Below are 20,947 nucleotides of genomic sequence, written 5' to 3' on the forward strand. Positions count from 1 at the left end.
TTGTCGCCGGGATGCTACGAGCTGGATCAGCGCGGCGGGAGCAGGACGTCGTTGAGGGTGACCAAGGAGAGGTTGCGCTCCTTGATGATGTCGACCAGTTGGCCGTAGCAGTGCGTGACCGCGGGGGCGTTGGCGTGGCCGATGATGATCGTCTGCGGGTTGAAATACTTACGGGCGCACTCGATCAGGTAGTCCTCGGTGATAACGCCGGAATCCGATAGCGAGCCGTACCACATGGTCGGCACCGAATAGCCGAGGTCGGCGGCCACCTTGTCGACCGCGCCGTTGTGCCTGCCGTACGGCGGACGGAAGTACGGTGTGCCGTCGACGCCGAAGTTGTTGCGCAGGTAGGTCTTTGCCCGATCGAGCTGGTCGGCGACGGCCGAGGCGGACAGCTTGGTCAGATCCGGGTGGTCCCAGGTGTGGTTGCCGAGCTGGATCTGTCCCGAATCGATGAGGGGCCGCAGCGCGTTTCGGTGGATATTCCACGAGTCGTAGTACGTGGTCACGAAAAAGGTGAGGCGGGCGCCGGTGTCCCTGGCGAACTGAATGTAGGCGCCGACGACCTCGGGGCTGGCTCCGTCGTCGACGGTCAGCGCCATGCTGTTGCCCGGCCCGGGCAGGGCGGTGATCGTCGACGCCGGAATCGGTATCTTCGGGCCACCGGGCGGCGGCGGCAACAGCGGCGGCTGCCCCGGCGGCAGCAGTAGTCCGCCTCCGGCCGAACCACTGTTGAGCGGTTCACCCTTCGCGGCCCCGCCGGTCAACACGACCGCCGTCCCCGCAGCGAGCACTGACAGCAGCTGACGTCTATCCACGATCCAAACCCAAGCTTCACTCGTACCGACCGTGACGTCGCTCACCGACGTCACGGATATGTTAATTCCAACTCACGGTACCGATCGAGGCCTTGGCCGAATTACTACCGACCGTGAATCGAATTCGCAGCTCGGGCGCACTGCCGTCGGTACGGCCGGGCCAGGTCAGCTGGGCCGTAGCACATCAGTAGGGCCGCAGCACGATCTCCGTCGGGTGCCCGTCGCGTGGGGTCTCGACGGCGTTGCGAACCGTGATGGCGACGGTCTCGGGGGTGAGGAATTCCTCCGGCCGGTACTCGCGCCCCTCACCGGCGATGAGTTCGCGCTGCATATCGGTGTCGATGCGGCCCGGGTGGATCGAGGTGACGCGCAGCGCGGATTCCTCTAGACGCAACGCGTCGCCGAAGGCGCGCAGCCCGAACTTACTCGCGGCGTAGGACGCCCAGCCCGCGTTCGCGCGCAGCCCGGCTCCTGAATTGATCAGCACCACATGCCCATTGGCCGCGCGCAGCGCCGGAAGCAGCAGCCTGGTCAATTCTGCCACCGCAATCAGGTTGGCCTCCAACGTATGTCGCCACTGCTGCACCGAAGTCTCTGCGATGGTGTCGAGATCGGCCACACCGGCGTTGTGCACCAATACATCCAGCCGCTTGATCGGCGAAACCGCCTCGGCCAGCGCGGAATAGTCGGTCAGCTCGACGGGCCACCCGGTGGCGCCGGGCAGTTCGCTCAGAATGTCCTTCAACGCGTCGGCCGTACGCGCGCCGAGCAGCAGATCATGCGACGGCGCGAGCTCGCGTGCGATGGCGGCGCCGAGTCCGCGGCTGGCGCCGGTGATCAGCGCGGTCGGCTTCGGAGTGCTGGTCACGGCTGAGGTCATGGATCCCACCGTAATAGTTCCGAAAGACTCGCGACGAACCCGTAGCGCCACCCGCATGCTTAGCGCTGCACGCATACGTCGGTACAAGCATCTCCACGGACGGGGCACGGTGAGATCCACCGAATTCGATCCGGTGACGAGCTGGTCACCTGAGGCTGTGTCAGACCGAACGTCACACGCCGCCGAGCGGGCGTATCTGCGAGTGTCATCGCAGAATAGGAGGATGGCACACCCGGGATTCACCCCAACACAGCTTGCGGCCCGCGCCGCCTACCTGCTGCGGGGCAACGATCTGGGCACCATGACCACCGCCGCGCCCAGGCTGTATCCACACATGTGGAGTTGGGACGCCGCGTTCGTCGCGGTCGGCCTTGCCCCGTTGAGCGTCGAGCGCGCGGTCATCGAGCTGGACACGCTGCTCTCGGCGCAGTGGAAAAACGGGATGATCCCGCACATCGTCTTCGCCAACGGCGTGGACGGCTACTTTCCCGGCCCGGCGCGCTGGGAATGCCGGCGGCTGGCCACCAACTCGCCCGACGGTCCGGACACCTCGGGGATCACCCAGCCGCCGGTACACGCCATCGCGGTGCAGCGCCTCCTCGACCATTCCCGCCGCCACGGCCGCAGCACCCGTGCGGTGGCCGAGGAATTCCTCAACCGCCGCTGGCCGGATCTGGTGCGTTGGCATCGCTGGCTGGCGCATGCCCGCGATCCCAAGGAGAGCGGCCGGATCACGCTGTACCACGGCTGGGAATCCGGCATGGACAACTCGCCGCGCTGGGACCGAGCCTACGACAATGTGGTCCCCGGCGACCTGCCGTCGTACCGGCGCGAGGACGTGCTGGTGGTCGCCGACCCGTCGCAACGGCCGAGTGACCGTGAATACGACCGCTACCTGTGGCTGGTCGAGCAGATGCGCCGGGCCGGATACGACGACTACCAGCTGGCCTCGACCATGAGCTTCGCGGTGGAGGACGTATTCGTCACCGCGATCTTCTCACTGGCCTGCGAGGTGCTCGCCAATATCGGCGAGGAGTACAAGCAGCCGCACGCCGATGTCCGCGACCTGTATTCGTGGGCCGAACGGTTCCGCGCGGGCGTGGTCTCGACCACCGATGCGCGCACCGGCGCGGCCAGGGACTTCGATGTTCGGCTGCAACGGTGGATCGGCACCGAGACGCTGTCGATGTTCGCGCCCCTGCTGTGCGGCGGCCTCCCCCGCGACACCGAACGCAGCCTGCTGCGCCTGTTCGAGGGCCCGCGCTTCTGCGGCCACCCCGATCTGCGCTACGCCCTGCCGCCGTCGACCTCGCCGGTATCCAAGGACTTCCGCTCCCGCGAATACTGGCGCGGCCCGGTCTGGCCGGTGATGAGCTGGCTGTTCTCCTGGGTCTTCGCCCGCCGAGGCTGGGCCGAGCGCTCGTTCATGCTCCGCGCCGAGGGCCTGCGGCAGGCCAGCGACGGCAGCTTCGCGGAGTACTACGAGCCGTTCACCGGCGAACCGCTCGGCAGCATGCAGCAGTCCTGGACGGCCGCGTCGGTGCTGGACTGGCTCGGCTGAGCATCTAGAAAACCGCCGCGGAGCCCGCGCTGCGGATCGGTGGACGGTCGTTCGTGATCGCCTCTTGTGTCCGGTCAGCACACAGTACGAGTGAACATTGTGCAAATGCCTCATATGCAACAGTGGTCACATCCATGCTGATTGGCTATCGTCGAACAGCATGGATATCACTCGTTTGAGATCGACCAGCACCCTCGCGTTGTCTGTGATCACTCTGGGCGGCATCCTCATGGCAAACATGCCGGGTATTGCCACCGCCGCCCCGAGCGGCCCGGACGTTTCGTCCTGGCAGCATGTCGACGGCCGGTTCATCGATTGGTTCGCGGTCCGTCGCGCCGGCCACGAATTCGCGATGGTCAAGGCCACCGAGGGCCTGGACTACGTCAACCCGTTCTTCGTGCCGGACAGCTTGTTGATGCGCACGGCGGGCATCGCGCGCGGGACCTACCACTACGCGCGGCCGAACCTGCCGCCCGAGCCGCAGGCCGCGCTGTACGCGGCGGTGGTGCTCGGTCAGAACGGACCGCTCGATCTGCCGCCCGTGCTCGATATGGAGAACGCGGGCGGGCTCGCCCCGGCGGGGCTGATCAACTGGACCCACCGCTACCTGAACACCGTAAAGGCGCTGACCGGCCGAGTCCCGATCGTCTACACCTATCCGAACTTCTGGAAGACGGCCATGGCCAACTCCAACGAGTTCACCGGCTATCCGCTGTGGATCGCTGATTACCGCGGCAACGACCAACCCGAGGTCCCTGGCGGCTGGCCGGTGTGGACGTTCTGGCAGACCACCGACAGCGGCAGCATTCCCGGCATCGGCGGTCGGACCGACGTCAACGTCTACAGCGGCGCCCAAGGCGATTTCGGACGCTACGCGAATATCGCGGGAGTCATGGGCAGTAGCTAGTCCCCGGAAAAAGGCGAAACCGCTACTCCCTGCAGGTTGAGTAGCGGTTTCGCCCTTTCATGGCGGGTCCGGCTAGGTGCCGATGCGCCCGCCACCCTTCTTCCACACCGAGACCACGGCGGGCCTTGGCAGACTATCGCCACCGTCGGGCCAATGCGACGCGGGCTTCTCGGCGGTCGCGTCGTCGCGCTCGCCCGGATGCTGGACGCAGACGGTGACCCGCTGCTCGGAGACGATCGGACCGCAGGTCTCGGCGCCGAACGGAACCGTGAGGAACTGTTTGGTCTCACCGCGATTCGGGCCGTCGAGCACCACGGAGAACAGGCCGTCGTTGGCGTTGTTGGCCCGGGAGGCGTCGGTGGCGATCCACAGGTTGCCGTAGCCGTCGAAGGCCAGGTTGTCCGGCGCGGCGATCGGGCTGATCTTGGCCTTGTCGAAACCGGCGAAGTAGGTGTCGGAGGTCTTCGGGTCACCGCACAGCATCAGGATGTTCCAGGTGAACCTGATGCCCGCGTGATCGTCGTCGATCTCGAGCACCTGCCCGAACTTATTGATATTGCGCGGGTTCGCCTCGTCGATGCCGGGCTTGTCCTCCTTGCCACGCTGCTCGTTGTAGGTCAGCGCGACGTACACCTTGCCGGACTTGGGGCTGGCCTCGAAGTCCTCCGGGCGGTCCATCTTGGTGGCGCCCATCTTGTCGGCCGCGAGGCGGGTGAACACCGCGACCTCTTCGGCGGTGAAGCCGTCGACCCGTGACGTCGCCTTGCCGTCCTCCGCGGTGACCAGCAGCGGAATCCACTGCCCGGTACCGGTGAAACCCTGGTCCGAGGGCACAGTGCCATTGCCGTCGAGCTTGTCCGGGTGGTCGCCGGTGAACTTGGCGACGTATAGCGTGCCCGCGTCGAGGATGGTCAGGTTGTGCCGCATGCTGGCCTGGCCGGTGCCGGACTGGACCTTGCGCGAAGACACGAACTTGTACATGTAGTCGAAGCGCTCGTCGTCACCCATGTAGGCGACCACGGTGCCGTCCTCGGCGACGTGGATGGTCGCCGCCTCGTGCTTGAACCGGCCGAGCGCGGTGTGCTTGATCGGCGGCGCGGCCGGATCCCACGGGTCGACCTCGACGACCCAACCGAACCGGTTGGCCTCGTTGGGTTCCTTCTCCAGATCGAAGCGAGCCTCGTGCCGTTCCCACTTGCGCTCGGACGCGCCGGTCGGGAAACCGTAGCGCTTGAGCCTGCCCTTGGCGGGCTCGGCCTGCTTGTCCGCGTTGGCAAAGTACTGGTTGATGTTCTCTTCGCCGGAAAGCACTGTGCCCCATGGTGTTGCGCCACCGGAGCAGTTGTTCAGGGTGCCGAGTATCTTGGTGCCGGTGGGGTCGGCGCTCGTCTTCAGTAGGGCGCTGCCCGCAGCCGGACCGGTGACCAGGAATTCGGTGGTACCGGTAATCCGGCGGTTGTACTTGCCGAATTCCGGTGTCAGCTTGCCCGTTCCGGTTTCGCCCTTGACCTGGACCACCGAAAGGCCGTGCGCGGCAACGGCGGTCAGGTAGTGCTCCTTGGCCGGGTTTTCCTTGTCGTAGCCTTTGAACATCTGCGGCTCGGTGGTGTACTCGTGGTTCACCACGAGCAGGTAACTGTTGGCTTGGCCCTCGATGGGCAGCAACGCCGCGAAATCATTGTTGAATCCGAACTGCGTGGCCTGCGTCGCCGAGTTCTGCCGGTCCGCGTCGAATTTCGGCGCGTCGGCGAAAAGCGGATCGCCCCAGCGGATCACGACGTTGGACTCGTAGCCCTCCGGAATGATCAGCGCGTCATCGGAATTCGGTGCGATGGGCTTGAAGTCGGTGCCGATTGGCACACCGTCGACCAGCGAGCCACCCGCCAACTGGACCTTCTCGTCGTCACCGCAGGCCGCGAGCGCGCCGACGGCGCCGATCGCGACAACCACACCCGCACTGCCCTTCAACAGGCCGCGCCGCGACAGTGCCGCGCGCACCACATCCCCGAAGTATTCGTTGTCCGAGGTGTTCGGCACCTCGTGGAAGCAGGCGTTACCGCATTTGTACTGACAGGTGATGGCCGACCGCTTGGGCTGGCCGTCCCGCTTCACGAAGAGGGCGAAAGGCTTGGGACTCAAGACGACTCCTGGGTTGGGCTTTCCGGGGTACGGTAAACCTCACAGGCAATCCCCAGACAACTCCCAGATGAACGCCCGGCCAACTACATAACCCTTCAATCTGCCGAACGACCGAACGACACCGGAGATACGACAAAGCGGATGTTGCCTTCGTTCGGTGTGTTCGAACGAAGCCAACATCCGCGGCGGGGGCTACGCATTGACTTGCAGGGCGATCACGACCTCTTGTTCGTTTTCCGGCAGGTAGTGGACCTTCAGGATGCGGCCTACCTGGACGTGGCCGACGCTAGCCGGCGGGAGGAACTTTTCGACCCGGGTGGCGAATGTTGTTCCGTCGGGCCGGGTTACGACCAGGCCGAGCTCGATCTTGGAGTGTCCGCTGCGAATCTCGCCGGTGACCGACAGCGACTGCACCACTGCCTGCGCCGCAATGCCGCGGGCGGCGATATCGAGTTTGCCCTTGGTGGTGATGCCCTTTCGGATCATGGACTCGTTCATGGCCTGCTGCGCCGCGGACATATCGCCGGAGCGATCGACCTCGACCTCGTCGGTGCTATCGGGCAGGTAGCGCACCGGGAGCACGACACCGGGCTGCAAGAGTGCGAGCTCGGTGAGCGGGACGATCATCTTGGCGGTCGAGTCGAAGATCTTGCCGTCGATGCCCTCGACGCTGAATTCGATGCGCACCTGCGGCTGATCGTTGACGCTCAGACCGGTCTGCCCGAACGACTTGACGGTGCCGATGCCCATCAGACCTTCCCGGAAGGCCGAGCTGTTGTTTCCGCTGAGGGCTTGCATGACGCCGGCACCACTGAGGGCTTGCATGACGCGGGTACCGGTGAACGCGAAGACGAAGGGGGTAACGGTGAGCGCGATGATCGGCAGCGCCATCTGAGGACCGACCCAGGCGAATACACCGTCGTCGAATTCGCCGGAGGGGACGTAGGTGAAGCCGTGCCAGAGGTAGTAGCCGACGGACAGGACGAAGAACGCGACGGCGAGCGAGCGGGCGATGGTTTTCATGATGTTCCTTTACGGGTGATGGGTCGAACCGCCCACGCCCGCGGAGTTACTGGGCGTGAGCGGTGTCGAGTGCGAGAGCGATGCAGATCAGCCGCCGACGACGGTCGAGCAGGCGAAGGTGATATCGAATTTCGCTGACGTAGGGCCCGCCATCGGGTTGGTCATGTCCGGGGCACCGACGCCTTCGCCGGTGACCTTGTAGGTGTTGCCGTCCTTCACCACCTTGGCCGAGCCGCCGGGCATGCCGTTACCGAAGCCGAGCGCGTAGGGCAGGCCGTTGGAGCCGCCCTTGGTGCCCGCGACGGCGACGGCGTCCACGGTGTCGGTGCCGGAGATGGCGGCGCTGACGCTGAGGGTGCCGTAGGTTGCGTTGTTGGTGTCATTGAGCGTAAGCGCCAGCTGGCCACCATGCTTGGCGCAGATGGTTTCGAACTTTCCGTCCAGCGCCTTGCCGTCGACCGAGGCCACAGACTTGCCCGACGCCGGGGCTGCAGGTGCTGCCGCGGTGGCCGAGGTGGCGGGCTTGGCCGACGGGGCGGGCGAGCTGCTGGCCTTGTCGCTGCAGCCCGTGACGAACAGTGCGAGCGCGGCGGCGGCGACAGCGGCGGCGGAGATGCGGACCTGCCTGGTGTTCATGATTCGTTCCTTTTGCTTCGTTCAGCTCCGGTGTGGAGCCGATACGAGAAAGGTAGAAACCGATCGCGCCCTACCGATCCCAGGTTTTCCCGGGTCTCCGAGCGGGTGGAATTCCGTTAACCTGGTCGAATGCGACGACCGCGCGCGATGGTGCTGGACGAGGTCTGGCGTCGGCTCGACGGCGTCGAACCGCTCAGCGGACCGCACGGTGGGCCGTTGCGGCGCACCGTGAAGCTGATCCTGGATCCGCTGGTGATCCGGCCGGTGCAGAATCCGCTCTGCGCGGGCCCGATCCTGACCCCGGACGGGGCAACGCTGCTCGCCACTCGCGTGCACGCCGCCGCCGACCTGCTGCGCGCGACGGCCGCCTGGTTCACCCTGCTCAAGCACGTACGACGGGCGCTACGCATCACCGAGGGCAACCCGCAGGACCTCTATTTCCAACGCTGTTATGAGCTGGCCGCCACCAAGGGCCTGCCGAATCCCATGCGGGACAGGTCGATTGCCGAAGACACCCTGCGCGATGTGCACGAATTCGCGGCGGGCCGCACCACTGCGTCGCTGAAGGAGTACATCACCGAGGGCGCACAGATCAGGGAACTCGTGACGTTGATCGATGTCGCGTGGCGGCGGCGACCGACGGGCGCGACCACCGACGACCACGGCCCGCTTGTCGATTCACTGCTCGATGCTTGTGCGGCGGCACGTCTCGGGCACCGCCGCGACAACGGGCAAGCGACATTCGATCGCCTCGTCAAGGTCCATGCCGGAACGCACGGCGGAATCGAGCTCTGGCACCACGACTCCATCCCCACCGCGCAACAACTCGGTCTCACCGCGCAGCCGGTGCCGCAGCCGCCCGCGCTCGGCGCATCGGCCTCGAAATCGAGCCTCGGGCTTCCGTTCGATCGCACCATCTACGAACGGGTCTTCACCGCGCTGCAGGCCTCGAGCGAACGCGCCGAGCTACCCTCGATTCCGGAACTGGTGACCACCGAGATCGCCCGAAGCTGTTCGCCGTGGGCGCTTCTGGACGAGTCGCTGCGTGTCGCGGCGACGGCGGGGACCAGCCTCGCGCTCGGTCTTTCCCCGATCATCGATTCGCGCGATTCGGCCAACACCGCGCATCGGGTGATCAACGGCCGCTGGCAGCGTGAGGCCTACGTCTTGCAGGCGCGACGGCTCGTGGTGAGCATCGAGGTGCAGACGGGGCCGCTGGCGGCCATAGCCGGTGAACTCCGTACACCGTGGCGCCCGTATCTGCGGCGGCTGTGGGTGCGCCTGCACGGCCGCGATGTACGGGAGGTGGCGGTGTACGACCCCGATGAGCTGTGGGATCTCCTCGACGGGGTGGCCCGTTCGGTCATGCTCGATCACCGGATGCGGGTCAAACAGGCGCTCAGCGCGAGTTCCCATGCGACCGAACAGGACTCGACGGAATCGAGGGCGAGCTGATGACCGACATCGTGACTATCGGGCGCTTGGATGACGGGATCTCGGTCATCGCACCCGAGGGTGCGCCGACAGTGTTGGACCGTGCGGCGGGCATCGACGTCATGGTGCTGGAGGTGTACGGCGGGCACCTATCGTGGAGTGTGCTTGCCGGACAGATGGTTCCGGCCGCGGTCATCGATGACCTCGACCTCGCCCAGGAGTGGATCTGGGCGGTGTACGGCGAGCCCGCCGCGCTGGCCGTCGCGGACTTCGACGGTGCCACAGTCGAATTGACGGCGGAGCCGAAGCTGCCGCGACTCGTGGCAAACGCGTGGCGGCTGGGATTCGCGCAGTGGGCGGCACGGTGGTGGCCCACCTCGACCATCGACACGATCGCGCCGCTCGATGAGCGATTGCTCGAAGACGAGATTGCCACGTTGGCCGAAGAGTGTGAATTGCTTGTCGATGGCGATGATGCCGTTGTTCCGAACCAGGCACGGCTCACCGTCGATATATCCGCTCGCGCAGATGATTACGCGCTCGTGGCAGGCGCTGGCGCCGATGCGCCGCGAGGCGCCCTCGTTCTCGCACGGGGAACCGGTGGCTGGGACTGGCGGCGGTGTCCGCCCGGGCTCATCGATGCGTCCGAGCGTGCGGTGTCTTGGGAATTGATCCGAGACTCCGGTGTGACGTATATCCGGATAACTGCCGTTGCCGCACCACAATTGGGCCTCACCGTGCCCCCGCATCTGCGACCGTACGCACTGGTCGACGCCCCCACGGGCGTCGTCGAGGCCGAACTGCATCTCGACGGCGATACCTGGAAAGGCCAGGCGACCAGTCCCTCCGAATCCATACTGGCCGTGGATATCTTCGTGCCGGGGGTTGGCATGCCGGGACCCGAGGAACTCGGCGGTCCGGAGATCCGCCAACAGGTACGCGACCTGGCGACGTCCCGATTGCGGCGCGCAATGAGCACCGACGGCAATGCCGCCGACGCCCCCCTACTAGCCGAGATTGCCGCTGCCGCATCGGATTCGGATTTCTGAGATGGAACAAGAGACGTCACCCGAAGACGGAGGCGCACTACTCGCGGAGGGCGCCACGGCATACAACCGCGGTGAAGTCGCCGAGGCACTACGGCTGTTCGAGAACCTCGCCCGCATCGCCACGGGTGGACTGCGGGTGAGCGCACTGATCAACGCGGCGAGCATGTCCGACGAACTCGGCGATCACGCCGGTGCGATCGCGCTATTGCGCGAGGGACTCGCCGAAATGCCGGACGACGCGATCGAGAAGCGACCCGCCGCGCTTGTCAATCTTTCGCAGGCATTGCAGCACGTCGGTGAGCTGGACGGCGCGCAGGAGGCGCTGGAGCAGGCACACGCCATGCTCACCGAGCACGACGACCAGAGCATGCTGCGCGTGGCCTGCCTGCTTTCGCTGACCGCCGTTGCCTTCCATCGCCAGCAGTGGGCCTATGCCATCGACCTTGCCAACGAATCTTTGGATGCGGCAGTGCGTTTCGCGCCGCATCTGGCTGGACATCCGCTGTCGACCCTGGCGGGAATCTATTTCGAAACCGGGCGGCGGGAACTGGCACTCGACTTCGCCGGGCAGGCCCTCGCGGCGTTCGACTCGGCAGGCGATCGCAATGCCGTCGCCGAGACCGAACAGAATATGGCCATCATGTACGTCCGGGCCGACCGTTTGGACGAGGCGGAATCGCCGCTGCGCTCTTCCCAGAAGTATTTCGAGCAGTCCGGGCTCGGCTATCGCGCCGGAGTCGGGCTCAAGACCATGGGATTCCTCGCCGAGGGCCGCGGCGATATCGATCGGGCCTACGAGCTATACAGCCGAAGCCTGGCCTACTTCCGTGAGTCCGGAGCGGCACTCGACGCGGCCGATGTGCGGGTACGCCTTGCGACCGTGTCTTATTCGACGGACCGATTCGACGAGGGCGAGCGCTTGCTTGCCGAGGCGTTCGCCGCATACGCCGAGCGCGGCCTCGGATTACATTGCGCCCAAATAGATTTCTGGCATGCGGCCTTGCTGGAGGCTGTCATCGATGGCGCCCCGGCGCCGGATGCCGATATGTTGGCGCGGGCAGTCGATCTCGCGGTGGCCTCCGCGCTCGCCATCGATGCCGTGCGCTTCACCCTCCCGAACGGTAACCAGCGCGAGCAATGGAACCGGCAGATCGCCGACCCCGCGATGCGAATGGCCTTCCGCTTCGCCTACCTGTCCGGAAACGGCCCGCTCATCACCGACCTCATCGAAACACAGTGCGCTGGCACCACATTGAACATAGACAGATCCGAAAGCACCACGCACCTTCGGCTACCATTCGAACTGCTCGACCCGCCCATCGCGCCCATCGACGGGGCCGGCGCCGGCGCACTGCATCTCGGCACGGCGCTCGCCGGAGTCGCGGCGAGCGCCGGTCTTCCGGTCGCGCCGCCGCCGCGGATCGCCGTGGCTCCTGACGGCCACATTGCCCTGGCCTCCTACATCGACGCCGCCGAGCAGCGCTACGGTACGCCGGTTCGCGACGGCCGGGTGCTGTGGTCATGAGCGAGCGAACAGCCGAAGCGGAGCAACCGACCGTCGTCGTGCGGATGGCGGATGCTGGCGATCTGTACATGTCCTGGCGCTGGGATGGGAACGCCTACGCCCAGGGTGCGAGCATGCTACCCGAAGCCGGGATCACGGACGCACTACAACGGTTCGCCGACGCACTGCCCAACCCGGCCGAACCCGGCGGACTCGAACGCGCCATGACCACCGGCGCATTCGCCTCCTATGACACCGAATATATAGTCGCGCAGGAACTTTCGCGTGCTGTCCTACCCTACGACCTGGCCGCCCAGCTGCAGGACCTGTACGTGCGGGGCATACGCCCACACATCCGGATCCAGCCCTCACCCCGGGTCGCGCAGATCCCATGGGAGATCATCGCTCCGAGCCCCGAGCTGCGCCTGGTCGATATCGCCGATGTCAGCCTGCTCGCCCCGGCCAGCATTGTCCACAGACCAGGACGGAGGGCCCGATCCTGGCACGACGCGCAGGACCGAACCGTGGTGGCGGTACTCGACCCCCGCGTTCCGGGCTACCGCGCCGACTCGGCGCTGGGCTCGGTGCTCGGCCGAATGGACGCCGATACCCCACTGGCCCGACGCGTCGCCGAATATCGCGCACAGGGTCGACTGCTCCCCGTCGTCGACGACCCGCTCGAGGCCTTCCGCCGCACGGATGTCGATCGCACCTGGCTGGGAAAGGTGTTGCAGGACGACGTAAGTCGCCTGGTCTATGTGGGTCACGTGACCGCGGCAGCACCCGAATCGGGCCAAAGCGAAGACGCCGAACTGCATTTGGCCTGCACCGCCGACACCATCGGTTTCGCCACACCGACCCGCGCGCATCGCCCCTTGTCCGCCAAGGATCTGCTCCTCGGCACCCACACCCTCAGTCCCGAACCCGTTGCGGGCCCGCAACTCTGGCCCATCCCCAGCCGGGTCGCGCTGATCGCCTGCGAAAGCGGCGGCGACATGCGCTTCAGCGAGGCCCTCGGCCTGGTCGCCGCCATGATCAACGGCGGCGCCGAACTGGTCACCGCCGGCAGATGGCCGCTCCCCACCGATCTCGCCTTCCAACGCCTGGCCGGCGCCGCCCCCGACGCCCACCCGCTGCAAGACGCCATCTGCGCCATCGACGCCGCGCACGAACAACCCGACCCGGTAGCGACCCTCGCCGACTGGCAACGACAGCGCCTCACCGCCTGGCGCACCGAACGAACGGTCGAGCACTCGCCGGTGCTCTGGGCCGCGTTCGCGACCGTCCGTACCTAGGACCGATCAGGCCCGGGTGATTGCGACGACCGGAATAACGCGGCCGGCCTTGATCTCGTGGTCGGCGAAGAAGGGGTATGCCTGCTCGAGCATCGTCCAGACGCGTTCGCGTTCTACGCCATCGAGCGGTGTGGCATGCGCGTCTTCGGGTTGGCCACCAGGTTCTGATACCAGTCCGGATCGCCCGGCGCGCCGACGTTGGACGCCACGACAAGCAGTCGATCGCCGTCACGGTGAAACATCATCGGCGTCGTATGCTGCTCGCCGGACTTCCGGCCGACCGTCGTCAGTAGTACCAGCCGGTCCCGATGCATCCCATCGATCTCACCGCCGGCCCGGAACTGGGCGATCGTATTGCGATTGATCTCTTTGACATCCATGCTCGACGTCACATGCGCGCATGTGACCCGCAGCATCCATCTCCGACAGTCGTTGTGTCGGGAAACGGCCGGTAAGTGCTAGGTGCGGTAGGCCAGGAGGTGTTCCATGATCAGGCGGGTGAGAGCTTCGGGGGCCTGTTCGGGGATCCAGTGCGAGACGTCCTCGAGCATTTCGAAGCGGTAGTGGCCGGTGACGTGGCGTTCGGTGGCCAGGGCGGCGGTGGAGCCGACGGTGGTGTCTTCGGTGCTCCATACGTAGAGCGTCGGGACGGATACCGGGTCGATCGGTCCGGCCAGGTGCATGGCGCGGTACCAGTTCAGGGCGGCCGTCAGCGCTTCGAGCTGCATGAAGCGGTGGATGTAGTCGTCGATGCGCTCCTCGGGGATCTTCCATTCGAAGATCTGGCGCAGCGCGGCCGCATCGTCGGCGAGCAGGATGCGCTCAGCGACGCGGGGTTGGCGGAGCATGGAGAAGTAGTGGGAGCGTTGGGCCTGGTCCTCGTCCTCGATCATCGCGCGCAGGAACGCGGTGGGATGCGGCAGCGACACCGCGGTCCAGGTGCGGATTCGTTCCGGCATGGTGGCCGCGGCCGCCCAGCCGACGTACGCGCCCCAGTCGTGGCCGACCAGGTCGAACCGCTCCCAGCCCAACTCGTCGGCGATGGCGGCGACATCGCCGACCAGTTCCTCGACCCGATAGTCGGCGACGTGCTCGGGGCGCGCGCCTGGAGAATAGCCGCGCTGATCAGGGGCAACCACGTGACAGCCGCCGTTGCCGAGCGCGTTGAGCTGGAACTCCCACTCGATGGCGGCTTCCGGGAAACCATGCAACAGCATGACTTCGCGACCGCCGGGTTCCCCGCAGGCCAGCGCATCGAATGTGCCCGCCTCAGTGGGGATCTTGATTGCTTCGATCACCCGACCGACTCTAGATGCTCACCCCGACACTCCCGTCGCGGCGCGGGTCGATACCGCGGCACGAGAGGGTCGATCCGATTGTCGTCGTGGTGAGAGAGCGCGAGGTAGGCAAGGCCGTTGACGCCGATGACCACCGCGTCCAGGCGCAGCGACAGCCGCATCAGCTGCATTTCGGGGCGAGACCCCGTGGCCGCAGTCCGGTCCGTGGGCGTGCTGGTGCTCGGTGTGCTCTGGGTGTGCGGTGGTCATCATCCCAGCTCACGCCAGGCCGCTGACCGGTTCCGGGTTGGTCTCGTCGCGCCAGCGGATGGCACGTTCCACCTCGCCGAGGTCGTAGTCCGGGCCGCTGACGCCGATGGTGAACAAGCTCACGCCCGCCTCGACGAACGTCGGCGCCTCGTCGACGCCGGGCCATTGCACCGAGCGCTGGATCCGCGCCTGGTCGGTGCCGACAGCCGCGCAATGATCGGCAAGCACCTTGTTCTTGTGCGCCAGCGCGTCGAGGTCGGCGAAGGTGTGCCACACGTCGGCGTACTGAGCGACCAGCCGCAGCGTCTTCTTCTCGCCGCCGCCACCGATGAGGATCGGGATCTCGCGGGTGGGTTGCGGGTTCAGCTTCTGCAGGCGGGCGGTGAGGCGGGCCATGTTCTCCTTCAACAGGTCGAGCCTGCTGCCCGCGGTGCCGAATTCGTAGCCGTACTCGTCATAGTCCTTCTGGAACCAACCCGCGCCGATGCCGAGGATCAGCCGTCCGCCGCTGATGTGGTCGACGGTGCGCGCCATATCGGCGAGCAGGTCCGGGTTGCGGTAGCCGCCGCCGGTGACCAGCGCGCCGAGCTCGACGCGCTCGGTCTGCTCGGCGACCGCGCCGAGCATCGTCCAGCACTCGAAGTGCGCGCCGTTCGGGTCGCCGGTCAGCGGGAAGAAGTGATCCCAGTTGAAAACGATGTCGACGCCCGCGTCCTCGGACCGTAAGACGGCGTCGCGGATGAGTCCGTATTTCGGTGCGTGCTGTGGTTGTAGCTGAACTCCGATACGAACCGGTCGGGTCATTGCCATGCTCCTAAATCGCTCGGTCTGACCCCCCGATCGAGACTACCGGTGTAGGCGATATCCGGCCCGACCGAGTTATCCGTCAGCCCTGGGTCCCGTTCAGTTTCGAGTTCCGGTAGCCGAACCCGCAGTACAGCGCCAGACCGAGCACCAACCAGACGACGAAACGCAGCCAGTCGAGGTGGCTGATCGGCGCGGCCGTCGTCGCCCTGGGCGATGCCGGCGCCGAACCCGCCAGGTGCGCGGCATGAGCCGGGTGCCGAAATACGAGGAGTGGTCGAAGGCGCTCGAGAATCGCACCGCGCATCTGCTGTGTTTCGAGGCCATCGGTTGCGCCCGCGGTTTCTGCGACGCGGAAAGCGTTGGGTCGCAATGCGATCGATTTCGCTTACGGCATCATGATTCGCTGACGGACACGTTGGATCGTGACTGCGCGTACGGAGATCGTGATGGCGACGTTTGATCGTTTCAGGGAGACGAGCGCTTTCATTGCCCTCCCTGCGGGAGTCTCAGGCGGAAGCCTGGACGGTCGCTAGGTCCGACTCGAACCTGCAGAAGGTGCCTGGCCCGTGAGTCGTCTGGTCCGGCTCATCCCGAGGAACATCGAGCCCAGACCGAGAAGTACAGCGACTGCGCCGGCGACCACGTTGCTCCAGATCGTCGCTGCAGTATCGACGTTGCCGCTGACGACCCAGGGAGCAATGATCGTCCATAGGCCGATCAGCGGAGCAGCCCAGACGATGCCGTGGGTCCGGCCGTACACCGAGGCGAACCCGAGAGCCAGCATCGCGAGGGCGACCCCGACGATGAGGTTGTTGCCGGTCAAGGTCGGGAACCCGTTGAACCCGACAACCCACGGAGAAATCGCGATGTAGAGCCCGGTCAGGAACATCAGGCCGGCGACCGCCTGGGCGGCCGGCGCCTCCGAGGCGAGTTCGTACTTCTCCCGCAACTCCACGATGTCGGGATGCCGGCTCATGCTCATGGTCTCACTACTCATGTTGTCAACCACCCTTCAGACGTAGTGCGCGAATCGAGGCTCTCTCGAGCCGGGGCGGCCCGCGATCGGCCACGGAACGCAGCCGATCCTGATCGCCACTTACCCATATATCACGCTGTGATAATATCACTCTATGATACATAGGGTCCATGTCATCGCCTGAATGCCTCACTGACCAGGAGTACTCGAAGCTGCTGGCGTTCCGAGCCGGGCTTCGCGAGCTCCTACGTTGGAGTGAGCGCCGGGCAGCCGAAGTGGGACTCACTGACACTCAGCAGCAACTGCTGCTGGCGATCCGAGGGCATCCCGATCCGCACGGGCCCAGCATCGGAGAAATCGCTGGATATTTGTGCACCCGGCACCACAGCGTGGTGCAACTGATCGATCGCACCGAGCAACTCGGCCTCGTCGCTCGCAAGCGAGGGGAGGGCAAGGACCGCCGCGTCGTCCGCCTCACGCTGACCAAGACAGGCAAGGAAACCCTGGCCCTGCTCAGCGCCACACATCTGGAAGAACTTCGGCAACTGACCCCCCTCGTCAGCGCGCTGGTCAACCCCGCCGTCATGCCGCAGGCGGGGTGAGTGTTGTCCGGTTCGGACATAGGCTGGGCGGGTTGTCGACGGTACGGGTTCGACGGGGAGCTCGCGAAGGCGCCGGTCGCCGCGTGCAGGGTGAGCGAGTCCGACGCCGAACACCTCGAGGCTGCGTTCAATATCACCACGGTGGCGGACCTGGGCACCACAGGGCAGGGAGTAGCTGACCCGAAAATGACCCAAAAATCGACCTGCGGCGACGCCTGCCGCGCCCTGTGTTGAAACGGGGACCACCTATGAAACAGCTGTGGGGTGTTTCGACTCATCACCGATCGGTCGGGGGACACCTGGGCGGCCCCCGACCCCGGTGTGCGCGGCTGCGAGAGCTCACCCGGTTCACTGAACGACAGCACGGCGGCGGCGCTTCGGGTCGGCCAGGATGGCCGCGCTGTAGCCCGCGTCGTCGGGGTTGAGGTTGGTGCCCGGCGCCACGATGCGGTCGATGCGGTCCAGCACGTCGGGTTCCAGGACGATGTCCGCGGCGCTCAGCTGGTCGTGCAGATGCTCGGCGGTGCGCGGGCCGATGATCGCCGCAGAGACCGCGGGGTGCGTGGTGACGAACGCCAGCGCCAGCTGGATCAGTGTCAGCCCCGCTTCGGCGGCGATGCCGGCGAGTTCGGTGGCGGCGTCGAGCTTGGCCTGGTTGCCCGGGACATCCAAGTCGTAGTGGGCGGAGGTGGTGCGGAAGGGCATCGTCCGCGTGCGGTGGCTGGACAGGTCGGCTGCGTCGCGGTGCCAGCGGCCGGACAGCCAGCCCCCGGCCAGCGGACTCCAGGCAAGTACCCCCATCCGGTACGTCTCGCAGGTGGGCAGCACGTCGGCCTCGATGCCCCGGACCAGGAGGGAGTAGGGCGGCTGTTCGCAGACGAAGCGCTCGCGCTGCCGTCGCTCGGCGGTCCACTGCGCCTGCACGATCGTCGAGGGGGCGAACGTCGAGGACCCTGCGTAGCGCGGATCTTTCCTGCGCGGATGAGATCGGAAAGCGCGCCCAAGGTCTCGTCGAGGCCGGTCGCGGCATCGGGCCGGTGCACCTGGTATAGGTCGATGTAATCGGTGCCCAAGCGGCGCAGGCTCTCCTCGCAGGCCCGGACGATCCAGCGCCGCGAGGCACCGCGCTCGTTGAGGCCAGGGCCCATTGGGCTCGACACCTTGGTCGCCAGGACGACATCGTCGCGCCGTCCGGCGATCGCCTTCCCGACGATGAGCTCGGACTCGCCGCCCGAATACACGTCGGCCGTGTCGATGATGTTGACGCCCGCGTCGAGCGCCGTGCGGATGATGCCGATCGAGTCGTCATGATCGGGGTTTCCCCACTCCCCGAACATCATCGCGCCCAGGCACAGCGAGCTGACGTGGACTCCTGTACTACCCAGCGTGCGGTACTGCATGACTCAGGCGGCCCTTCTGTGATCGCGGCGGTGCGATCGAACGGCCGACAGGAACCTGCTACCGTCCAAAAAACCGGAGCAGGGTCCGGTTAGCTGCCACACTAAACGGAACCGACTCCACATGACAAGTCGAGAGGAAGAACCGCATGCCTGATCCGTCCGGCCGACCGATCCGGGCCGACGCACGGGCCAACGAAGACAAACTGCTCGCCGCAGCCGCCCTGGCCTTCGCCCGGGACGGCGCCGCCGCGACCCTGAAGCAGATCGCGAAGGACGCGGGCGTCGGGATCGCCACCTTGTACCGACGCTTCCCGACACGCGAGCAGCTCGTCGACGCCACCTATCGCTACGAGACGGCCCGGCTCTCCGCCCAAACTTCGGACCTCCTCAACGAGCTGCCCGCCGACCGGGCCCTGCGGGCGTGGATGTCCCAGGTGCTGGACTACCTCGCCACCAAGCACGGTATGGCCGACACGCTCAAGACCCTCCTGCAAAGCGACGAGCAGCTGAGTTCTCAGACGCGCGTGCAGCTGACCGGCGCGATCGAAGAGTTCCGTCTCGCCGGGATCACCCAGGGCGTGATCCGGGGGGACGTGCCCTCACCCGACATCCTCATGGCCCTGGCGGGTGTCACCCTCGTAGCCGGGGCTGTCCACCAGCGCGTGCAGGCCGAGCGGCTGCTCGACCTGCTGATGGACAGCATCACCCGCCCGGACGGATGGCGCGGGGCCATGGAGCGGTCCGCGCCGTGATCCGGGCGCGCTCGGCCGCACCGCGAAGAACTTCTTGCGGCTCGAGCCGCCACATCCAGACCCAGCCGCGTCGGATCGCCGCTTCTCGATCGGCACCCGGTGCGGCCGGCAGAAGTAGGCCTTGTCCGCGCACCGCGGTGGGGTTGAGGCATGGGCGATCCACCCAACGCGGGCGACCGCGCGGCGCTCAGGCGCGCTGACGCTCGTCCCGCTGCCGGGCCAGCTCCTCGACCGCGCTCGGCAGAGTCGTCTCGAAGTCGATCAACTTCGCCCACGTCGGGGTCACGACGATCCGGACCATGCCGTCGTAGAGCGAACGCACCTCCGCCTCCCAGTCGATCCGTTGCTCGGGCGTCATCTCGTAAGTGCCGCTCGCCTCGAGATACTCGTCCGGGATGCCATCGACGACGTCCAGCTCGGCCCGACCGCGGATGAGCAAGATCTTGGGCGGGTACACCTCGGTGTCGATAGTCAGGGCAACCGTCGGGTTCTTGCGCAGGGCCGGGAGCTTCGGGGCGTTCTTCGCAGTGCACATGACGATCTCCGAGCCGTTCCAGGTGAACCCGATCGGGACATTGCGGGGTGTGCCGTCCTTGGCGACGTAGGCCAAGCGGGTCAGGTCGCGGGCCAACAGTTCTTGGCTGATCGGTCGGTTCAGAACCTCGGTGATCTCGTTCGGTTGCACGGTTATCCCTCCCATTGTCGTTTTCTTGGTCCGCCCAGCGTCCCATCGGGCTTGCGCGCTCGACGGTGGTGACTGATGGCCGGAAGTAAATCATTTACGGCCGGTTCGAGTAACCATGCAGCCGCTGCGGGGCGCCACACCGACCTCCGGCAAGAGGATCCGCTATCGGACGCGCTCCGGACCTGCCGGGCGATTCTCAGAAGAGGGTGTCGCGGACGCCCAGGGGCCGGTAGCCGGTGGGGCCGAGCTAGGCGAGCTCTCCCTCGATGTCGACGTCGATGGAGCCGAAGAAGTTGATGTTCTCGCTGTGTGCCGGGGAGATGTGGGCCAGCACCTCGTCGGCGATGCGGCGCCCGGATCGACGCATCGATTCCACCGTATGAGCCGTCAAGCGCGGCCAGGTGCCCGTGATCGCGCGGCAGCGGCGGCAACGCTGTCTGAACCGAGCGCAGCCGTTCCCACCCGACCTTCTCCCCGCGGATCAGGCCGCCGACATCGTTGGGTCAGCGATGGTAGCCAGCAGCGCGTCCAACAATGCCTGCCGGTCCTCCCCGGACTTGGCGCGCTCGGCCAGCGCGTCGCGCGCATCTTGTGCCCGGCCTTGCGCTCCCGCGCCGCCACAGCCTGGTCGAACAACTGCACGACCTCGTCCAGCACCTCAGTCGCTGACTGCGCCACCAACGTCAACAGGATCGGATACCGGCGCTCCGGCTCGCGCCGCTGCAACACCTGCGCCGTCAGGCGGCGGCCCATCGTGGCCAAAAACCGGCGCCGCTCCGCCGGCAGCACCGACAGATCCAGGGTGACTCCAACTCCTCATCGGTGAACACCGGAGCGACCAACCAAGCACCTCCCGACGAGACCGAAGATCACCAGATCAGGAGCCTACTCAGCCATATCCGCCCGATAATTCCCGAGTACTACGGCAACCC

General features: G+C 66.3%; 19 protein-coding genes and 2 pseudogenes. 8 read left to right on the forward strand and 13 right to left on the reverse strand.

Going from position 1 to position 20,947, the window contains the following annotated elements; all coding sequences use genetic code 11:
- Nucleotides 1-26 precede the first annotated feature (26 nt).
- Together ACV7NQ_RS15380 and ACV7NQ_RS15385 are read right to left on the reverse strand one after the other, a co-directional pair.
- Complete coding sequence (locus ACV7NQ_RS15380) at nt 27-818, reverse strand: polysaccharide deacetylase family protein (protein WP_463360283.1); 792 nt, start codon at nt 816-818, stop codon at nt 27-29.
- A gap of 184 nt (nt 819-1,002) precedes the next feature.
- Nucleotides 1,003-1,698 carry an SDR family oxidoreductase gene (locus tag ACV7NQ_RS15385; protein WP_463360284.1) on the reverse strand — a complete coding sequence of 232 codons (696 nt, stop codon included), beginning with the start codon at nt 1,696-1,698 and terminating at the stop codon, nt 1,003-1,005.
- Between the two features lie 223 nt (nt 1,699-1,921).
- Between ACV7NQ_RS15385 and ggh the strand changes: the two genes are divergently transcribed.
- On the forward strand, nt 1,922-3,259 hold the full coding sequence (ggh, locus tag ACV7NQ_RS15390; protein ID WP_463360285.1) for a glucosylglycerate hydrolase: 1,338 nt from the start codon (nt 1,922-1,924) through the stop codon (nt 3,257-3,259).
- A 160-nt stretch (nt 3,260-3,419) separates the two neighbouring features.
- On the forward strand, nt 3,420-4,166 hold the full coding sequence (locus tag ACV7NQ_RS15395; RefSeq protein WP_463360286.1) for a glycoside hydrolase family 25 protein: 747 nt from the start codon (nt 3,420-3,422) through the stop codon (nt 4,164-4,166).
- 72 nt (nt 4,167-4,238) lie between these two features.
- Here ACV7NQ_RS15395 and ACV7NQ_RS15400 read toward each other — a convergent pair whose 3' ends face one another.
- The 3 genes from ACV7NQ_RS15400 to ACV7NQ_RS15410 all read right to left on the reverse strand — a co-directional run bounded on the left by ACV7NQ_RS15400 (nt 4,239) and on the right by ACV7NQ_RS15410 (nt 7,964).
- Nucleotides 4,239-6,305: a PhoX family protein gene (locus ACV7NQ_RS15400; protein WP_463360287.1), complete on the reverse strand. Its 2,067-nt coding sequence runs from the start codon at nt 6,303-6,305 to the stop codon at nt 4,239-4,241.
- A 192-nt stretch (nt 6,306-6,497) separates the two neighbouring features.
- Nucleotides 6,498-7,328: a hypothetical protein gene (locus tag ACV7NQ_RS15405; protein WP_463360288.1), complete on the reverse strand. Its 831-nt coding sequence runs from the start codon at nt 7,326-7,328 to the stop codon at nt 6,498-6,500.
- 87 nt (nt 7,329-7,415) lie between these two features.
- Entirely contained in the window at nt 7,416-7,964 is a 549-nt protein-coding gene (locus tag ACV7NQ_RS15410; protein WP_463360289.1) for a lipoprotein LpqH, read from the reverse strand.
- A gap of 147 nt (nt 7,965-8,111) precedes the next feature.
- On the opposite strand from ACV7NQ_RS15410, the gene ACV7NQ_RS15415 reads away from it, so the two are divergent.
- From ACV7NQ_RS15415 to ACV7NQ_RS15430, 4 genes are read left to right on the forward strand one after another with little or no spacing between them, the layout of a single operon-like run.
- Nucleotides 8,112-9,419, forward strand: coding sequence for a hypothetical protein (locus tag ACV7NQ_RS15415; protein ID WP_463365681.1), 1,308 nt, complete (start codon nt 8,112-8,114; stop codon nt 9,417-9,419).
- Nucleotides 9,419-10,447 (forward strand): hypothetical protein, encoded by a 1,029-nt coding sequence (locus ACV7NQ_RS15420; RefSeq protein ID WP_463360290.1) that lies wholly within the window; start codon nt 9,419-9,421, stop codon nt 10,445-10,447. The genes ACV7NQ_RS15415 and ACV7NQ_RS15420 overlap by 1 nt, the downstream gene beginning before the upstream one ends.
- A gap of 1 nt (nt 10,448) precedes the next feature.
- Nucleotides 10,449-11,972 (forward strand): tetratricopeptide repeat protein, encoded by a 1,524-nt coding sequence (locus ACV7NQ_RS15425; RefSeq protein WP_463360291.1) that lies wholly within the window; start codon nt 10,449-10,451, stop codon nt 11,970-11,972.
- Nucleotides 11,969-13,246, forward strand: a complete 1,278-nt coding sequence (locus ACV7NQ_RS15430; protein WP_463360292.1) for a CHAT domain-containing protein — start codon at nt 11,969-11,971, stop codon at nt 13,244-13,246. The genes ACV7NQ_RS15425 and ACV7NQ_RS15430 overlap by 4 nt, the downstream gene beginning before the upstream one ends.
- Before the next feature lie 113 nt (nt 13,247-13,359).
- Here ACV7NQ_RS15430 and ACV7NQ_RS15435 read toward each other — a convergent pair whose 3' ends face one another.
- The 5 genes from ACV7NQ_RS15435 to ACV7NQ_RS15455 all read right to left on the reverse strand — a co-directional run bounded on the left by ACV7NQ_RS15435 (nt 13,360) and on the right by ACV7NQ_RS15455 (nt 16,597).
- Nucleotides 13,360-13,626, reverse strand: coding sequence for a nitroreductase/quinone reductase family protein (locus ACV7NQ_RS15435; protein ID WP_463360293.1), 267 nt, complete (start codon nt 13,624-13,626; stop codon nt 13,360-13,362).
- A gap of 78 nt (nt 13,627-13,704) precedes the next feature.
- On the reverse strand, nt 13,705-14,544 hold the full coding sequence (locus tag ACV7NQ_RS15440; protein ID WP_463360294.1) for an alpha/beta fold hydrolase: 840 nt from the start codon (nt 14,542-14,544) through the stop codon (nt 13,705-13,707).
- A 258-nt stretch (nt 14,545-14,802) separates the two neighbouring features.
- A complete protein-coding gene (locus tag ACV7NQ_RS15445) occupies nt 14,803-15,597 on the reverse strand; it encodes an LLM class F420-dependent oxidoreductase (protein WP_463360295.1) in 795 nt (264 codons plus the stop codon).
- An 82-nt stretch (nt 15,598-15,679) separates the two neighbouring features.
- Nucleotides 15,680-15,904: a hypothetical protein gene (locus ACV7NQ_RS15450; RefSeq protein WP_463360296.1), complete on the reverse strand. Its 225-nt coding sequence runs from the start codon at nt 15,902-15,904 to the stop codon at nt 15,680-15,682.
- 225 nt (nt 15,905-16,129) lie between these two features.
- Nucleotides 16,130-16,597, reverse strand: coding sequence for an SPW repeat protein (locus ACV7NQ_RS15455; RefSeq protein ID WP_463360297.1), 468 nt, complete (start codon nt 16,595-16,597; stop codon nt 16,130-16,132).
- Nucleotides 16,598-16,851: 254 nt separating this feature from the next.
- Between ACV7NQ_RS15455 and ACV7NQ_RS15460 the strand changes: the two genes are divergently transcribed.
- Nucleotides 16,852-17,178, forward strand: a complete 327-nt coding sequence (locus tag ACV7NQ_RS15460; protein WP_463360298.1) for a MarR family transcriptional regulator — start codon at nt 16,852-16,854, stop codon at nt 17,176-17,178.
- Between the two features lie 348 nt (nt 17,179-17,526).
- Here the strand turns inward: ACV7NQ_RS15460 and ACV7NQ_RS15465 are convergent.
- A pseudogene (locus tag ACV7NQ_RS15465) lies at nt 17,527-18,578 on the reverse strand (aldo/keto reductase).
- 146 nt (nt 18,579-18,724) lie between these two features.
- On the opposite strand from ACV7NQ_RS15465, the gene ACV7NQ_RS15470 reads away from it, so the two are divergent.
- Nucleotides 18,725-19,330 carry a TetR/AcrR family transcriptional regulator gene (locus tag ACV7NQ_RS15470; RefSeq protein ID WP_463360299.1) on the forward strand — a complete coding sequence of 202 codons (606 nt, stop codon included), beginning with the start codon at nt 18,725-18,727 and terminating at the stop codon, nt 19,328-19,330.
- A gap of 187 nt (nt 19,331-19,517) precedes the next feature.
- Here ACV7NQ_RS15470 and ACV7NQ_RS15475 read toward each other — a convergent pair whose 3' ends face one another.
- Both ACV7NQ_RS15475 and ACV7NQ_RS15480 read right to left on the reverse strand, forming a co-directional pair.
- On the reverse strand, nt 19,518-20,030 hold the full coding sequence (locus ACV7NQ_RS15475) for a pyridoxamine 5'-phosphate oxidase family protein (protein WP_463360300.1): 513 nt from the start codon (nt 20,028-20,030) through the stop codon (nt 19,518-19,520).
- A 362-nt stretch (nt 20,031-20,392) separates the two neighbouring features.
- Nucleotides 20,393-20,816: pseudogene (locus ACV7NQ_RS15480) on the reverse strand (Tn3 family transposase); the annotation flags it as partial.
- Nucleotides 20,817-20,947: the final 131 nt, after the last annotated feature.

Source organism: Nocardia sp. Tas62D01, assembly GCF_055232035.1.

Excerpts from the sequence above, each read along its gene's own strand:
- ACV7NQ_RS15385 (WP_463360284.1), bottom strand. The coding sequence starts at position 1,698 with ATGACCTCAGCCGTGACCAGCACTCCGAAGCCGACCGCGCTGATCACC.
- ggh (WP_463360285.1), top strand. The coding sequence starts at position 1,922 with ATGGCACACCCGGGATTCACCCCAACACAGCTTGCGGCCCGCGCCGCC.
- ACV7NQ_RS15395 (WP_463360286.1), top strand. The coding sequence starts at position 3,420 with ATGGATATCACTCGTTTGAGATCGACCAGCACCCTCGCGTTGTCTGTG.
- ACV7NQ_RS15405 (WP_463360288.1), bottom strand. The coding sequence starts at position 7,328 with ATGAAAACCATCGCCCGCTCGCTCGCCGTCGCGTTCTTCGTCCTGTCC.
- ACV7NQ_RS15410 (WP_463360289.1), bottom strand. The coding sequence starts at position 7,964 with ATGAACACCAGGCAGGTCCGCATCTCCGCCGCCGCTGTCGCCGCCGCC.
- ACV7NQ_RS15415 (WP_463365681.1), top strand. The coding sequence starts at position 8,112 with ATGGTGCTGGACGAGGTCTGGCGTCGGCTCGACGGCGTCGAACCGCTC.
- ACV7NQ_RS15420 (WP_463360290.1), top strand. The coding sequence starts at position 9,419 with ATGACCGACATCGTGACTATCGGGCGCTTGGATGACGGGATCTCGGTC.
- ACV7NQ_RS15425 (WP_463360291.1), top strand. The coding sequence starts at position 10,449 with ATGGAACAAGAGACGTCACCCGAAGACGGAGGCGCACTACTCGCGGAG.
- ACV7NQ_RS15430 (WP_463360292.1), top strand. The coding sequence starts at position 11,969 with ATGAGCGAGCGAACAGCCGAAGCGGAGCAACCGACCGTCGTCGTGCGG.
- ACV7NQ_RS15435 (WP_463360293.1), bottom strand. The coding sequence starts at position 13,626 with ATGGATGTCAAAGAGATCAATCGCAATACGATCGCCCAGTTCCGGGCC.
- ACV7NQ_RS15445 (WP_463360295.1), bottom strand. The coding sequence starts at position 15,597 with ATGACCCGACCGGTTCGTATCGGAGTTCAGCTACAACCACAGCACGCA.
- ACV7NQ_RS15450 (WP_463360296.1), bottom strand. The coding sequence starts at position 15,904 with ATGCGCGGTGCGATTCTCGAGCGCCTTCGACCACTCCTCGTATTTCGG.
- ACV7NQ_RS15455 (WP_463360297.1), bottom strand. The coding sequence starts at position 16,597 with ATGAGTAGTGAGACCATGAGCATGAGCCGGCATCCCGACATCGTGGAG.
- ACV7NQ_RS15470 (WP_463360299.1), top strand. The coding sequence starts at position 18,725 with ATGCCTGATCCGTCCGGCCGACCGATCCGGGCCGACGCACGGGCCAAC.
- ACV7NQ_RS15475 (WP_463360300.1), bottom strand. The coding sequence starts at position 20,030 with ATGGGAGGGATAACCGTGCAACCGAACGAGATCACCGAGGTTCTGAAC.